Source organism: Microbulbifer discodermiae (genome assembly GCF_040742695.1).
In the GTDB taxonomy this organism is placed as follows: Bacteria; Pseudomonadota; Gammaproteobacteria; order Pseudomonadales; family Cellvibrionaceae; genus Microbulbifer.
Map to the genome: position 1 here is coordinate 44,092 of NZ_JBFLAB010000027.1, position 15,901 is coordinate 59,992.

Below are 15,901 nucleotides of genomic sequence, written 5' to 3' on the forward strand. Positions count from 1 at the left end.
ACTGATCTTCAGCCTAGCATACTGCTGGCGCCTGCCTGTTGTCGGAATCACTGCACTGGAAATAAAAGAACGTGAAGAATTCCAGGTGTTATTGTGAAAAATCTGCTTTAATGGCCCACTCGTCAATAAATACTATCCGGAGAAGAAAAGATGCTCAGCAAACCCGGAACCCTTATTGCCGCTACAGCCGCCCTGCTTCTCGCGGCTGGCGCCCAGGCGGAGACCATCGAGGTGCCGGTGGGCGCCCAGGGCGACGACATCCCCGTTGAGCAGTTGCGCGGCCTAAACAAGCACCAGGTCAATGCGCGCCTGGGAGAACCAGTGACTATCCAGGGGCCGATCGGCGAACCGGCCATCACCCGGTGGGAGTATGCCGATTTCTACGTATACTTCGAGCGGGATATGGCGCTGCACACCGTGAAAAAACACCGCGGCTGAATTTAGGAAGCAAAACAGAGACCGCCGGCCCGCCTCGACATGCCCCCGAATCACAGCAGCGCCCAATCCACCGGGATTCCGGACAAGGGCGCACTGCCTTATACAGGATCCAGCAGCTTGTCCGGATGATCAAAATTCTGCCAACTCCACTGTTTGACTAATTTATGCGTATATCCGCGGCGCGGTCCAAACATCAGCATGGAGAGTTTCGGCAGTTTCGTCAGCACCGACAGGTCCTTATCCTCAACCACCGTTCTTGTACCCGCAAAGGAAAACACCTTCAGGGATTTGATATTTTCCAGGGGTGCCAGGCTTTTCAAGGGGCCGCTATCACTCAAATCCAAAACCTCCAACTCGGGAAAGGACGCCAAAAAGTCCAGTTCATAAAGTTCTGGTGAGCCGGAAATCACCAGTTTTCTGAGCCCTTTTTGGCTAGTGATTGCGGCAAAATCCTCCAGCTTTTTGCAATTCAAAAGACTGAATTCCACAAGCTCCCCTTCGAAATCCTCCATCCAGGCCAGGGACGGCATGGGCGAATTACCGATGGTCAGGGAGCGGGCAGCTTTCAACTTACACAGCAGGCCATAGTCCTTTAACCTCAGCTTATCGAAATATGCCTGCCGCAGGCTGGACGACTGCAAAATACTCTCCGCCCCCCGCCACCAATAAAGATAGCAACGCTGTAGCTCCGAAAATACGGTAAAGTCCACCGCATCAGTCACAACACCTGTCACACTGAGCTGTTGCAGAGAGCGGACACCCTCGATAGCCTTGAAATTTTCCAGTTTCGGGCAGAGGATATCAATCTCTTCAATTCCGTCGAGGTCTCTCAAAAAATCGAAATTGCTTTGGTCCCAACCCTTTGCCGAGTTGAAATACAAAGCCTTGACCGCATGCTTTCTGATATAGCCCCTGTACTCATCAGACCAGGCGGTCTTAACAAAAATCCCCTTTCTCCCCTTTGAGAGCGGATCATTATAGGGATTCACTACGATATCAGTATCCATTACTCAGTCTCCAACCCCACCCGCAATAAACCCGAAAATCCATCAGTACCCAGCGCCGCCAGATTATCACAATCGCCAACCACATTTCGTGAACGCTAAAATCCAATATAATAATCACTGTCTCGCTCCTCACCACCAGGCTTTCCATCCCTGCCGTATGCCCATAATTTGGATGGAGGTCCATCTACTCCAGAGCTAAATTCAAATTCCCTCCCCCAAGCATCTAAGAATATTGCTTGATCTTTCCCTTTTAAGCCTTCCAGTCTCAGCAATTGCTTTTGCCAATTAACTTTGGAGGGCAATCTCCCATTTTCTTCACTGTAGATATTTATAAATTGGGACAACACCCTCATGCTCACTCGGTCAAGCCTTTGCATTGCAACTTCAGCAGGTTCTTCGTCTATAACGGAAGGCGTGAGCAGTATGGAAACCCCAATAAAAAATATCAAAAAACTGAAATTTTTATGATCTTTTTAATATTCCTCATGCAGCTATCACCCTTGCCCTTAAGCAAGCATATTTCTTAGCATCTGAATTATGAACCTTTGAAATGCCATTACCCACAAATTCTTACAAAAGTAACAAGAACAAGTTTCATAGTTTGCGACTGCTATTTTAGAGTCCCACAGAGAGCCTCAATTAAATTTTTCCTCTTCAGAAAAGTCACCCCAGCACCTATCCTGCAGTGCTCCCTCGGGATAATACAAGTAATAGCAAACCTGGACGTGTTTACCTGTATTATTCTCCGATAGCCACTGATAAATTATCGCTGCCCACACCTATCTCAGATCTGATTCGTCTTTGCTTACACTTTGATAAAGCAAGAGTGCAACCCTTTCCCAATATTATTTAATTAATAGCGAGATCTATTTGACATTGCATTATTTCTATATTGCTTCCCAATTGTTGCTTAAACCAAGTCAAGTATCAGAAATATTTCCGGTAGAAATAGTGTCCGGAGAGAGACATAGACAAGCTGTGGAATGAACGCACAAATATCGAATCTGCGGTTGAAGCGATATTAGAATTTCACGAGATAACGCTACGTATATTTTGGCAGTTTCCAGCGGCAAGTGCTGCGCAATACGCTCTTTAAAATGGAGAGACCGCAAGTACGTCTCGAAAGTCTGGTTACGACAACAGAAACTGGAAGCTCAACACGCAGCTTGAAAGAAGCCGCTCAAAGAAAAGTGCGAAAAATATTTACACTACCCTCTTTCCTTACTATATTCTGGGCAAGAAAAAAAATAAACTAGGAGAGTTCCAATGTCTTTCCATTCCCTTGCCGCTTCCGCCAGCGCCCTCCGAATCCCGCTCCTCGGTCTGCTCCTCTGTGCCGGTAAAGTGAGCGCCATGACTTTCTCGCTCCATGGTGGGCCGAGCCCCACGGCGCCTCCCTTCGCTTCACCGACCATCGGCTTCGGGCCGCCCGCAATCGATGACACGGATATCTTGAGCCCCGGCAGTCTGGGAATTCTGCCGACCGTCTTCGCGACCGGTGTCTCGCTCGGCTTCCCGCCAGCCGGCTACCCCAGTCCCGCCGACGACCTCGACGCCTTCACCTACGGCCGCCCTGTCACCTCGCTCGGGTCGATCCACTTTTCGGTGGACTGGTTCGCTGCGGGCACGCCCGGCACCCCGCCAGACGTTCAGAGCGAACTCTTCGCCGCCCAGGCGCCCGCCGATATCTTCACCTCACCCGTCGGGCCGCCGATTAACCCGCTGTTCATCAACCAGGATGCCCTCGGCCTGATCCCGGCGATTCCAGCGGGTGCACCCTTCATGGGCTTTGCGAACGACAACATCGACGGGCTCGACCTGTCGACCACGCCGCCGGGTGCCGGTTTCCCGCTTTTTAGCGTGCAGGCCGCCAATTCCTTCGGAGTCAGTGGCGCCGACCTACTCGCGCCCGGTGTCGGTGTGGTAACCACGGCTGCGACGCTCGGCCTCACGCCCACCGATGACATTGACGCGCTGCACTTCGACACCGTCACGGGCGACATCATCTTCTCGCTCACGCCCGCCTCACCGTCGCTCGGCACCATACCCAACCCGACCTGCGTCGCCCCTCCTCCCATGCCGGGCTCGTGCAGCGCAGCCGACGTCTTCGTCGCCCCCGGCGGAACGGGGCCCTTCGCACTGCTGATTCCCGCGGCGGCGATGGGCCTCGTGCCAGCCCCGCCGGGAGTCGGTGGTGGCGACGACATCGATGCGCTAGCCTTTTAGCCTTTCCCCGCGATCCCGTAGTAGCGCAGCGGGCCCCACTTGTCACCCCGCTGTAACAGCGGGGCGACAAGCAAGCTCATGGGTCAATCTCCAGGCATAAAAAACCCGCCTAAGCGGGTTTGTGTGGTGAAGTAAAATAGTACTTCAGGTCGTCTGTATATTCTGTATATATTGGCGCCCCCCTTAAACAGTTCCATTTACAGGCACAACTCCCTGGCCTTGCAGAACTGGGTTATTTGTTCCAGCGCAATTGCACAACTGAAGCAAGTGTATTCTGAGGCCCTACTTGAGAGGCTCCGCCAATAATATAAAGAGTATCATCTATGACTACAGCACCATGACCGTGTCGAGCCTCATTTAACAAAGCCTCCTTACACCATTGGTCGCTTATGGGATCATAGACCCAGACGACGCTATATGCAGTGCCTGTTTTCCAATTACCATTGGGACCAAAAGCCTCACCGCCGATCGCAATTACTCTTCCATTAAGCGAAGACGCTGTAAGCCCAGCAACTGCTTCCGGTAAAGGTCGTATTTTTTCCCACTTATCAATCCGGGGATCGTAGACCTCAGAATAAGATAGATTCCTGGCTTTACGCCCATCGCTACTAACCTGACGGCCACCGACAACATAAATCCTGTTCTCGACTACAGCACCTGCGGCAGAGTTTCTGCGAATAGCGGTTGGTGCTGCCATTTCCCAATCGGTATTGTCGATTAATATATAGTGGCTTTTTGTGTCGGCATTTCTTGACAGATCGTCAGGAGACTTGCCTCCAATGACATGGATATCTTCTGAAATATTAGCATATACACTCTCAGCCATTGGCTGCGGTAAATCTGGCGCTGATACCCAACTTCCTCCAGAAGAAAATCTATGCACCGTGCCTTTGGCTTGCCAAACACTACCTTTTTGCCCATAAAAGCCACCAATACCGTACAGGTACTTAGAATTTGCAGCCATACCCAGATGATGCCTAACTTCCGGTAGAGCTGGACCGCTTCTCCAGGTTTTAGTTTTCGGAGAGAATATATAAGTGTATTTGGTTGGCGAGAGGCCATAGAAAATCGGTTTTGGTGATGGGGAAAAACCACCAGCCACATAGGCTTCCCCTTTAAATACCGCAGGATATATTTCCTGAATGGGAGAATCCAATCCAGTCAGACTGGTTAGGGATATTCTAGATTTCTTTCGCCCAGGCTCTGCCATACCGACAATGCCGCCATAAAGCAGGGGGGCCAATCCAGCAAACTTGATAAAATTTCTTCTGGAAAAATTCACAATGCTATTCTTTGTTAATCTATGTGGGCTAAGCACACGGAAACGCTCATTTATTATACAGTCTATCCTTGATTATCTACATTGTAATGGAGCCTTCAATTCACTATCTCAAAGTTTAGCCATGTTTGTCATCAGTTAGTTTATTTCGGCTTATTTGATCAGCTCTCAGTAGCCACTGCAGGCTTGCCGAAGATCGTATTGTATTTAAGCCCACCTTAACCCTTTGGGTAACATGGCCCCACTGTACTCTACATGAAGAATGCGCCGATGACTTGGATTAATCCCCTTGCTGGAGGAGTGAAGGATATACGGTCGCATGATTAATAAGTCACCGGATCGAGCGGAGCAGATATATTCTGGTGATTCTTTTACAATCTGGTCCTGCGCATCTCTCGAAAGAATACCCAATCTATGACTGTCCGGAATGACTTTTAAGCACCCATTCTTCTCGTTCGTGTCGTCAAGATGGATTCGAAAGGTAAGCATATCTTCCAGAATTTCTAAGCTTGGCTGAACATGATGCACTCCATCCTTAACAGTCCACGGCCCCCATCCCGGAATTTCAGCCTTGCCGCTAACAGCGATTGTTTTGTCTTGATGCCAGGTTACAAGCCAATTCTTTTCTGGAGTTTTGTCAAACAAAATAACCCGAACAACCTCAGGGTCACCTGACAAATAAATAGCAGCCTTATCCCTAAGCGCACTTGAGGTTACGAGTTCATTTACAGAGAGGAGTTTTTTCTCCGCATTGCGAATTCCATGCCTAGGCCAGCTGACTGCAAAGCAGTTATTTCACAGATAATTCTCTGAATTGATGTTTCATCCAGAAAATCCTGGTGAAACCTGAATCCATATTCTTTTACACTCAAATTTCACCCAATTTTTTTATCAATTCAGACAAGCTAAATTATGGCAATTAATTTCTCTGATTTTTTTTAACGCAAATCTGCCTCTTTCTGATACTGGGCTTGAACCATCTGAAGCAAATTTTTGCGCAAAGTAATAGGCATCCTCTCCAAGCTTTTCGAGGTTCCGTATAAGCAATTCCGCTGAGATACGCCGCACAAAAGAGGATCGGTCTTCTGATTATTTTTCCAGCAAGTCCATTAGCGAAACGGATATATCCAGTCTTTTTTTAGAAAGGATCGGTTTCCGCTTCCATTCACTGCGATAAATATCTTTCCACTCCCACTTCCAACCCTCAATCCACACCATACGTCCTTCAAAAAGACAGCGGTATGCTTTAGCCCTAACTGAGGGCTGAATTGCACGCTCTGCAATTTCGAAAAGATTACTATCAAGAGTTGTTGTCCGGCCAAGCTGAGCAAATATAGACATCATTGGTCCAGAAGTAGAAAATATCAGTTTTTCCTTAAATGGTTCTGATACTTCTTCTGCAGAAGCTATTTGTAATAGAGCACGTTTGCCAGCCTCTTCAATCCTTCCCCATGAATTCCAATTTAAAAAGGCAACACAAAGAGCTTCTACAACGTAACTTGGTTTCGTTTTTTTAGCTATTGCAGGAAGCATTTCTATCGCAGCCTTGCGCACCTGCGGGACCCAATCATTTAACCTGCGCAATGCCATAGAAAAGAAAAACGCGTTTGGCGCCCCTTCTGATATTGCTCTTAGGGTCCTCTCGCGTCTGTAACCATCCCAGCTAATCAAATCTAGCCAAGTCAGTAATTCACCTCGCTTTAACCAGAATCTAAGTCTTTTCTGAGCACTACGTTCCAGAGCCATCTCATATTCAGAGCGAATTAACCTTTCCCAATAATTGAACTTTGACATAGGGAGTTGAGATGTGGCGTCAACAAGTGCAGCCATTTCAGTAACACCCATATCTCCTGATTTCACCCGACATGCAAAATCTTTCACTGATGATGAAAGTTTTTCTTTAAGGTTCTTCACCGCACAAAACCGCTCTTCTCTTTCGTTATATGATATTCCATTGCATTTCTATTATGCTGATTATCACTTCAAATGTGAACTGCATTCCCGTCAAACATGTCTCACCAACCCTAACCAGATTGAGAAACTGGAATAAAGCTGTTGTGAATCAGGTGGTTATATCAACCCAACTGACAACTTAGCAGGTTGTTGAAAAAAGCATCCTGCCTGTTCCAACACACGAAAAGTGAAAAATGTGATTTTCACTTTTCACCCAAAATCAACGACTTAGGCGTCGCCGATTTTGCCGGACCATCCATATTCCGGTACCAGGCGTCGAAATTCTTCGAATTTCAACAGCCTGCTAGGAGCAGCCGGGAAATATCCATATAGCTATTACTGACTGTAAGCGGTATCACTGCACTCAGTGGATCTAAAGGAAGTAAAGTTGCCGGGAATAGAACACCTGATTCAAAACTGAAGCCGATGTTGGTCCAGACAGCTGCCGGGCTGGGCGGTTCAGTAGAATTGAGCGACAGACTGATAATTGGCCCCTCAAAAGCTCCGGGAGGCAGTTCAGAGCGCCATCCCCCGCCGCCCCTGCAACCCTCCGGAGTGCAACAGCAAAACACGGGAACCCGCAGCCACCTTGCCCTTACGGCTCTCACTATGCAGGGCGAAAGCCAGCTTTGCGGTATAGACAGGGTCCAGGGGAACTCCGGATTGATGTTCGAAGTTCAACATAAATTGACGCAAGTAATCCGGGAACTTGGCATAGCCCCCGCATTCATACCCTTCACACAGGCTGGCGGACCCCGGGCCCTCTCCCAGTGCGGCCATCCAGTCATCCATTTGTGAAAAAAATGAAGCTCCAGCCTTGAGTACCGGAACCCCGATCACTTTGGCAGTATTCAAGCCCCACTGAACACCCGCGAGTGTTGTCGCCGTCCCACAAGCCAGCCAAACCTGGTCAAATTTCCTCGGTAAAGTTGCGGCAATTGTCTGTCCCAGAAATTTTGCCCCGCGGACACCTGCGAGATTAGCGCCGCCTTCCGGCACAAAGAGTGCATCCTGGTACCGGATATCGACAAGTTGCAGAAAATCCCCTTGTGCTCGCCTGCGGTACAGGTCCCGCGATACAAACTTGAGTTCCATACCGAAGCGCTCCGCATCCCTGAGTGTCGCGCTCAGGTTTCGGGGGCGCTCCCCGCGGATAATCCCCACAGTCTGAAAGCCGAACCGGCGACCGGCAGCGGCCACGGCGTGAATATGATTGGACCAGGCACCACCGCAGGTGATTATTTTTTCAATACCCCGGTCCCGCGCGTCCATCAGATTAAACAGTAATTTGTACGCTTTATTACCTGAGATCAATGGGTCCAGAAGGTCGTCACGTCGTATCCAAACTTCTATCCTGGGGAAAAGATCAGTCGCCAACAGCTGGTAGGGAACCGCCCCCGCCAGCTCCCTCAAGGCATCCAGGTCAAGGCGATCCAGGTAGCGGATGGGCAGAGAGGTTTCCAATACAGCTACGCCGGTTCCGGAAGACAGCCACCCACCGCGAAGGCTTCCGCTTCATAGGGATGGGTTTTCACGGTATCGGCGCTTTTTACCAGAAAGGTGACACCTTCGGCAGAGGTTTCGGCGGTGACGTCCGCCTCCTGCGCCGGAGGCCGGTTGAGTAGTGAATCCGGGTCAAACAGGGCGATATTGATTCCCTCCGCCCCCATCAGTGGAGGCGCAGCCAGCCCCGACTGAATGGCGCGGGCCGACAATGTCTCAATACCGCCGACTCCCTCGCCCCGCAACTGAACTCCCAGTTGCTGGCAAAAACCATAGCTGGCCGGGTCCGCCAACGATGTCCAGCAATCCCGCCAGGCGGAGTCCTGCAGCCGGATTCCATGGGGAATTCGGTATTTGGCCGAAAAGATATTGTGGTAGCTGGTCAACGCATTGGGGGGCGGCTCCACCATATCGCTGTAAAAGCGGAGTCGGTAGAAAGCGGCTTCTGCCAGCACTGTGGGAACTGTTTTGCTGCCGTAAAAAATCCCGCTCTCCGCCACTGTTCCAAAGCGGGAGCCCCAGGGCAAGGGGGGATAGCGGAAAGGTGTCGCCAGTAGATAATGGAGGGATTCGCACCCGGGAAGTCTCGCCGGCTTACTCCACTCCAACAGGCTCTCCAACACCTCCTGCTTGTGGAGATTGTCCACCAGGCTGCGGGTGGCCACCTCCTCCTGGGATTCGACAATCCGGTAAAGCTTGCCCAGCAGGCGCCGTGAAGTAGTTCGGATACGGTCGATGTGGGAAGGGTTCACACCTTGCCCCGCATGGCATCGAGGTAGGTCACGATACGCACCAGGCCATCTATTCGGGTCGCCAGCTCCCTGGGCACACCATTCAGGGCGCGGTTCTCGGTCTGGAACCAGTGGCGGGCGCCCTCTGCGCCCCCCATCAATACGAATGCGGAGCGGTAGGCCCGGACCAGTAAAAGCCCCAGCTGCCCCGGGGCACTATAGGGGTCCAGCTCACTCTTGCGCCGCAGGGTGCGATCATCCAAATGGACAATCTCCCCCAGCTCCCGCTTGCGCAATCCCAGCTGGGCACCCGTATTCATCAGCGCTTCCAGGAGCACCACCCCATCACTCGGCTCAACCTGATTGGAACATGGCGCAGTCATTTTGCCTCCAGGAGTTGCCTATATGTCCGAATATACACTCTTATCGGACATCATGCAAAGGCTCAATCGGGCCAAGTCAGGCTAAATCGCCAGTTCCCCTGAGGCCGGCTCCCAACCCCGCTACCGCAGACCGAACCGGGGCGGAAAATCGAGCGGGCACGAAAAAGGCCCACACTTTCGTGTGAGCCTCGCGTATATGGCGGACCGGACGGGACTCGAACCCGCGACCTCCGGCGTGACAGGCCGGCATTCTAACCAACTGAACTACCGGTCCGCAGTGAACGCCTCTCCCTATGGAGAGCTGGTGGGTGGTACAGGGGTCGAACCTGTGACCTACGGCTTGTAAGGCCGTCGCTCTCCCAACTGAGCTAACCACCCCTCAGAGCACCGGGGGCCTGGCTCCCGGGCGACGCGCATAATACCGGATTGAAGGGACCTGTCAACAATAACCCAATAGACGCCAACCCCCGTTTTGCCAGGCGCCATTGCATCAAATCAGTCGCCCTCCCCGCCCAGGGATACGGACACCGGTACCTCCACCGGCGGTTGTGGCTGTTCCGCCAGCTGATCCAGAGGCACCCGGTAGTCCGGTTCCACCAACTGGCCGGCGATACGCACCGGGCCCGGCGATGGAATCAAATCCTCAGCCGGCCGCGCCAGGTCCGGCCGGTTGTAATTGCACACACCGGTGGGGAAAATCCTCTGCATATCCTCGATACGCTCGCCGACCGCCTCCGTCAGCGCACCATAGACCCCATTGGCCAGGGCCCGCGCAACCGACTGCCGCGCACACTTGAAAATATCATCGGAGATGGGCGCGCCGGCTACCTGGCGCGAAGTGCGATAGATGGGGAATGCCTGCATACAAACCCCGGCAGGCTCCCGGTTCCAGCCTCCATTCCAGACACCTGCGCCCGCTGCAAGGATATTGCCGTCCCGGTCAAAGCACTGGTCGCGAGCCTCCTCCGGCCGGTTGGCGGCCACCCCCGCCCCGGGGTTGCGCATGATATTCTGCATCCACTGATCGATGGTATCCAATGCCTCATCCAGGGGGGTGTATTTCTTGTGGCTCACCCATATCAGCTGGTTGTCCGCATGCCCCCGGGCGGCGCGAATACGCTCACGGCTGGTAAACGACGCCAGGCTGTGGTGCATGTCCAGCTCGCCATCCAGATAGTGGCGCAGATCGATGATCGGGATCTCCACGTCTCCCAGGAACACATGCCCTGAGCGGTATATACCCTCTATGGCCTCAATACTGGCACGGCTCCGTTTGGCGGGATTATCCAGCCCGCCGAGATTCATATTGTGCTCACTCCAGACCGACAGCCTGGGGGGAACCAGGTCCCCGTTGAGAAACCAAAGCTTTTCATCGTCCTGATTCTCAGGCGCTTTCCAACCACCGATGGAAGCGTTCAGTTTGAGAAAAGTCTCCAGGGAAATCTGCCCGGCCACCAGCGCCTCAAGTCCGTACTGGACCCCCTCGTTATCCCAGACACTGTTGGCAAAACCACTCTCCCCGACCCCGTAAAACTGGCGCAAATCCTCCCAGTGGGTCCAGTGGGTGTTGGCCGCCACCTCATCCGCGTAATTCTTTATAAAGTGGGTAAAGCGGGGATTGTTGATCAGCGGCACCAGACCCCGCCAGCCCTGGGTGCACTCCGTCGCCCCTTTGACGCCATCCCGGTAGCGCCCATCGAACAGTGCCGCCACCAATTTCAGGACCCGGAAGCGGCTCTCTGTATCCGAACTCGCCGCCAGCCCTTGAATAACCGAGCGCTCCGACGCCTCGCGCCAACGCGGATTGTCCGCGTCGATCACATCAAAAAAATACTCCAGCGGCTCGCAGTCGAATACATAGATGATCTGGCTGACCATATCCGGATAGGAGTAAAGGGGAATGGCGGCGTCCAGTAGGTCAGAGGCATTTTGCGCCAGTAAATACTGCTGAATGGCACCGCCGGAGCCCCCCACACCCACCGTATACATCGGCTCGCCATAGAGCGATTCAAACTGTTTTTTCAGTCGCCGCGCCGTGTCCTCCGCCAGCCAGATATTGTAGTGATTGCTGGTCTGGTTGGCCGTGGAGTAGACAACCCCATAGCCCCGCGCCAGCTGGTCCAGGCGTCGCGTCACCACGTCGCCCTTGCTGATATCCCCCTGGCGACGGCCAATGCCCACTCCGCCCCGGAACTGGTAGATCAAGCGCCTATTCCAATTAGTGGCGGTGGGCCGCTCGGGGGTTTCCCCCTCGCCACGCAAAACAGCAATCGCGTAGAAATAGCGGTTGATAGTGCCGGTTTCCACCCGCACCACAAAGTCGATCGTCTTGCCGTTGACTGTCACTTGGTCTATATCACCGCTGGCCTTTTCCAGGGGATGAAAACGGCCGTCGGTAATACTGCGGTAAAAATAATTGACCCGGGTGCCATGACTGCAGTCGCGGCTGAAACCAATGATCTGCTGGGTTTGTGCCCCCCGATCATCCAGCGCGAAAACCGGAACGCCTTCACCCTTTTGATTGTCGACCATTGGTTGCCGGCCGCTGATCTTGTTTTCCCCGCAATAGAAAGGATAGCTGGAGGGCCCGGCGAACAGTGTTTCCACCGGTCCCACCTCGCCGCTCAAAATCGGAAAGGGGAAATACTCCGGAGGCCTTTCCAGAACCCGCGGATGGGGACCGCTATAAGCCGGGTATGGCTGATGCAGCAGCGCGCCATCGGGCACTCCCAACACCGGTGCCGGGGGAATGCCGGGGATTCTCGGGAGGTGTTTATAGCCGGACCAGCCACCAACTCCAACCAACACCACAACTACAACTACAACTGCATAGAGAACCCGCGCTCCCCTTCCCGACATAGCCGCCTCCAAACTGGCAAGATGCGATCCAGGTATAGATTGAGTATATGTGCGGATATTCAGACCGGACGCCAGATGGCGGCTAACTAGACATCAGTGCAGAATTGAGAGTCGCCCAGTCTCGGCGGGGTGTGCTTGCCCAGCCGGCACAACGGCAAGCCAGCGCTTTTGGGGTGGGAGTGCCGGCCTATAGGGTTGTGGTAAAGGGTGGGTTTTTAGAGAAAGGGAATGGGGAGATACCGGTTCCCCGGGAAGCGGGAACCGGCTTTGCGGTCGTCAGTCGATAATGCCGCCGGAGCGCAGATTTTCCAGCAGCAGCTCCACCTCTTCTTCCAGGCTCATCTGGTCCGTATGCAGGTGCAATTCCGGCGCCAGCGGTGCCTCGTAGGGGTCATCCACACCGGTAAAACCGCGGATCTCACCCGCGCGGGCCTTCTTATAGAGACCTTTCGGATCGCGGGATTCCGCCTCCTCCAGGGAGCAGTCCACAAATACCTCCAGATACGGCAGATCACTCTCCAGGTGCATACGCCGCACCAGTTCGCGGTCTTCGCGATAGGGGCTGATAAAACTACTCAGCACCACCACACCACCGTCCGCAAACAGCCGCGAGATCTCCCCCACACGGCGAATATTCTCCTTGCGGTCCTCGGCGGAAAAACCCAGGTTGGCATTGATCCCGAAGCGGATATTGTCGCCATCCAGGCGATAGCAGAGAACACCGCGGGCCATCAATGCCTTTTCCAGTGCTACAGCCACGGTGCTCTTGCCGGAGCCAGACAGGCCGGTAAACCAGAGGGTCGCCCCCTTGTGACCCAATATTCCCGCGCGATCCTCGCGGGTCACTTTACCCTTATGCCAATGGATATTGGTGGCTTTGCGCTCTACCGCTGATAATGTCACCGACAACTCCCAAAACTATTATTTATGCCCATAGGGCATACAAATATAACCAACCGCTATAAATAACCTGAGACAGACATTTGGAAACAAATGGTGGGCCTATCCATAGAAATCCCGATGGCCACCACCCCTTAGGTTAGGGCCGGGTTGCCAGGTCAGTCGCAGGGAACCAGGGGCGACATTATCCGATATGAGGCACTGTCGGTAAAGGCCGGTGCCCATCGCCCGCTGCCCCGGAGCCATAGTCGCGGGGCGACCAACAGGTGGCTGGTAAAGGTTTTTTCAGCGGCCTGACAGATAGGCCATTGCCGTCATTGGCCTATTGCCAGGCTTCAGCAACCCTCCACTGGGCCAGCCATTTTTAGAGCCAACTTCTGATGTCGGGCAATGATGAGCCTGTCCCTTTTGAGAATTTACTGCGCTTTGCTTAGCTCCGTCCTTCTTACTACCCCTTGCAACCTAATAAGTTGCCGGGTTAATAAAACAAGCTGGCTCGTAAATCCAGGCTATTTACAGCTACTCAATTTCACACTGCCAGGGAAATAGGCGTGAAAATTTTACCTCAACCCCATCATAATTCTTTTGATAGATGGAAGCTCAGAAACTTCCACATCGATTTTATAGGAACAGGTCAATAGGCGCACCCAATCATTCAGCTCAAAATTGGGCCAATTGAGATCACTCGCCCACCCTCACGAGAAAAATAAAAATTAATAAAATATAATTGGCCTCGGCAAGAAAATTGAGATTTATACCCAATTGCAGCCGCATCTATTTTATATAAACCGATGCGAGACACATCCTTCTCTTTGCCCTCACACCTCCCTAGAAGGTTCTTATGAGAAACATTTAGAATAAAATTAAATGCCTTCAGTGCAGAATAGTCATCAATCTCATCCTCAAGAATAACAATTTCATTTTTATGTTTCTCCCAGCCTTCACACTTTTGAAGTGGATCCAAAAATATCACACCATCTTGATAGCCCTTTTTATTAAATCCATCATTGAGGACAAAGAAATTTTCTCCACCTCTTTTAAAGCTCTTCAAGGCTTGAAAAATTCTTACCCTGCATACACTCTTGTACAGGCTATTTCCTCTGTGTACTTTTATATAAATTCCAGACTCATCTAACTTATTAAATGGCAACCATTCTTCGGAATAGCCTGAATCTAAGTCACTAATTCTATACTCGCTCTGAGCATAAACATTAACACTCAAAAACATACAAAAAAGTATAAGCAAAGGCACCCTAATCACCATAATACTCCACCAATTTTTGGTAATCCTTAAGCATCAACGATCTAGATTTCGCGTAGCTTCTGATAGAACCCGTAGAATTCCAATCATGATAAAATCCGATAGCGTGCGCAAATTCATGGGAAGCCGTATCGGCTCTAAATTCTGCATTGGCAAACCTTTCTGTTACGAATCTAATCTCTCCAGAGCCCACTTCAGCACATGCAGCTGAGTTTGGTGGGCATCCACCATTTTTCCAATGCAATGACGCACTAACGCTTGAGAATACTATATCTGCACCACCCCCTAGTGCTCTACACATAGTGTCACAGCCATCAAGTTTATTTAAAACTACTGTCAACTTGTTTCTATCACCAAATTTTTGGGTAAATCCCTCTTCAATTTGCTTAGCCCATGAATCTATGATGGCATCACTGATAGAACTTTGATTTTCATATGTAAGATCGAAAATATGTTCAATTAAACCATCTCCGTGTTCAACTTCACGGAATTTACTCTTGATTTTTTTATTGGGTATGAACAAATCTGAAACGGTTTTTGGCTCTTTATTTATTGCATCATCGCTCTGCAGAATATTGAGATAGATACTTGTCTCCTCTGCAATAAAGCCATCATAACCCCCACCATTATATACAGTGCCGGAACTGGCATAGGCCAGGACCGGAATACCCTCCGAGTTGGAGGAGCCGAAAGCGCCGCTGGACGACCCCTCCGGCAGTGCTGCCCCCGCACCACCCAGAGGTGCCCAAAACCCCTGATGGTCGGGGTTGGGATCGCCGCCATAAACACCTACACCATTAGAGCCGACACTCACACCGACACTGCGGTCCTTCCAAAACTCCTTCCAGTCTTTGCGGAAATCCCCCCAGCTGTAATAGCCTGTTGGGTCCGTCAGTGTCAGGGGGTTGCCTTTGACATAGCTGTAGCGGTTGTAACCCTGAGTATCCATGACGCCGTCGATCATGGGGTCTGCCTGCAAAAAGCGGCCCAGCGCCGGATCGTAGATCCGCCCATTCATATGGATAATGCCCAGGGCGTCCACCATCTCGTGGCCGGTAAAGCCGCGTGTGGTGGTGTCGGTCAGGGTATCGAGCAAACTGTAGTCTGTCGCCACCAGGGCACTGATGTCAATCTGCTGCCAGCTGCTGTCCCGCCGCTGTCCCCAGGGATCGAAAGACATCCCCTCGCCGCTGATGCTCGCACCACTGCCATCGAGCACCACTGGGGTAGCCTGATTTCTCCGGACAGTCCCGATTGTTACCATAGGCAATTGGGAGTATGTAATGACTATGAGAAAGACTTATTCAATAGAGTTTCGTTCAGAGGCCGTAAAGCTGGTCCTTGAGCAGGGCTTGACGCAG

General features: G+C 51.9%; 14 protein-coding genes and 2 tRNA genes. 2 read left to right on the forward strand and 14 right to left on the reverse strand.

Going from position 1 to position 15,901, the window contains the following annotated elements; all coding sequences use genetic code 11:
• The first annotated feature begins 150 nt into the window (after nt 1-150).
• Nucleotides 151-438 (forward strand): hypothetical protein, encoded by a 288-nt coding sequence (locus AB1S50_RS11360; protein ID WP_367150813.1) that lies wholly within the window; start codon nt 151-153, stop codon nt 436-438.
• 98 nt (nt 439-536) lie between these two features.
• On the opposite strand, the gene AB1S50_RS11365 is transcribed toward AB1S50_RS11360, so the two are convergent.
• Nucleotides 537-1,445, reverse strand: coding sequence for a leucine-rich repeat domain-containing protein (locus tag AB1S50_RS11365; protein ID WP_367150814.1), 909 nt, complete (start codon nt 1,443-1,445; stop codon nt 537-539).
• 95 nt (nt 1,446-1,540) lie between these two features.
• The gene (locus AB1S50_RS11370; RefSeq protein WP_367150815.1) at nt 1,541-1,822 is read right to left on the reverse strand and encodes a type II secretion system protein GspG; all 282 of its coding nucleotides are present in this window, start codon (nt 1,820-1,822) and stop codon (nt 1,541-1,543) included.
• Between the two features lie 889 nt (nt 1,823-2,711).
• Here AB1S50_RS11370 and AB1S50_RS11375 point away from each other — a divergent pair.
• On the forward strand, nt 2,712-3,671 hold the full coding sequence (locus tag AB1S50_RS11375) for a hypothetical protein (RefSeq protein ID WP_367150816.1): 960 nt from the start codon (nt 2,712-2,714) through the stop codon (nt 3,669-3,671).
• A 232-nt stretch (nt 3,672-3,903) separates the two neighbouring features.
• On the opposite strand, the gene AB1S50_RS11380 is transcribed toward AB1S50_RS11375, so the two are convergent.
• The 12 genes from AB1S50_RS11380 to AB1S50_RS11435 form a co-directional block, all read right to left on the reverse strand.
• Complete coding sequence (locus tag AB1S50_RS11380) at nt 3,904-4,953, reverse strand: Kelch repeat-containing protein (RefSeq protein WP_367150817.1); 1,050 nt, start codon at nt 4,951-4,953, stop codon at nt 3,904-3,906.
• A 204-nt stretch (nt 4,954-5,157) separates the two neighbouring features.
• Nucleotides 5,158-5,628, reverse strand: coding sequence for a phytanoyl-CoA dioxygenase family protein (locus AB1S50_RS11385; RefSeq protein WP_367150818.1), 471 nt, complete (start codon nt 5,626-5,628; stop codon nt 5,158-5,160).
• A gap of 411 nt (nt 5,629-6,039) precedes the next feature.
• A complete protein-coding gene (locus AB1S50_RS11390) occupies nt 6,040-6,864 on the reverse strand; it encodes a hypothetical protein (RefSeq protein ID WP_367150820.1) in 825 nt (274 codons plus the stop codon).
• A gap of 555 nt (nt 6,865-7,419) precedes the next feature.
• Complete coding sequence (locus AB1S50_RS11395; RefSeq protein WP_367150822.1) at nt 7,420-8,367, reverse strand: 1-aminocyclopropane-1-carboxylate deaminase/D-cysteine desulfhydrase; 948 nt, start codon at nt 8,365-8,367, stop codon at nt 7,420-7,422.
• Between the two features lie 5 nt (nt 8,368-8,372).
• Nucleotides 8,373-9,158, reverse strand: a complete 786-nt coding sequence (locus AB1S50_RS11400; protein ID WP_367150823.1) for an RES family NAD+ phosphorylase — start codon at nt 9,156-9,158, stop codon at nt 8,373-8,375.
• Nucleotides 9,155-9,520, reverse strand: a complete 366-nt coding sequence (locus AB1S50_RS11405; protein ID WP_367150824.1) for an antitoxin Xre/MbcA/ParS toxin-binding domain-containing protein — start codon at nt 9,518-9,520, stop codon at nt 9,155-9,157. Before AB1S50_RS11405 ends, AB1S50_RS11400 begins: the two co-directional genes overlap by 4 nt.
• 197 nt (nt 9,521-9,717) lie before the next feature.
• Nucleotides 9,718-9,794: transfer RNA gene (locus AB1S50_RS11410), tRNA-Asp, on the reverse strand.
• 28 nt (nt 9,795-9,822) lie between these two features.
• A tRNA-Val gene (locus AB1S50_RS11415) sits at nt 9,823-9,898 on the reverse strand.
• Between the two features lie 117 nt (nt 9,899-10,015).
• Nucleotides 10,016-12,379 (reverse strand): DUF6351 family protein, encoded by a 2,364-nt coding sequence (locus tag AB1S50_RS11420; protein WP_367150826.1) that lies wholly within the window; start codon nt 12,377-12,379, stop codon nt 10,016-10,018.
• A 276-nt stretch (nt 12,380-12,655) separates the two neighbouring features.
• Nucleotides 12,656-13,282, reverse strand: a complete 627-nt coding sequence (gene cysC / locus AB1S50_RS11425; protein WP_367150828.1) for an adenylyl-sulfate kinase — start codon at nt 13,280-13,282, stop codon at nt 12,656-12,658.
• A gap of 652 nt (nt 13,283-13,934) precedes the next feature.
• Nucleotides 13,935-14,543 carry a hypothetical protein gene (locus tag AB1S50_RS11430; RefSeq protein WP_367150830.1) on the reverse strand — a complete coding sequence of 203 codons (609 nt, stop codon included), beginning with the start codon at nt 14,541-14,543 and terminating at the stop codon, nt 13,935-13,937.
• Nucleotides 14,533-15,762 (reverse strand): RHS repeat-associated core domain-containing protein, encoded by a 1,230-nt coding sequence (locus AB1S50_RS11435; protein ID WP_367150832.1) that lies wholly within the window; start codon nt 15,760-15,762, stop codon nt 14,533-14,535. Before AB1S50_RS11435 ends, AB1S50_RS11430 begins: the two co-directional genes overlap by 11 nt.
• Nucleotides 15,763-15,901 lie beyond the last annotated feature (139 nt).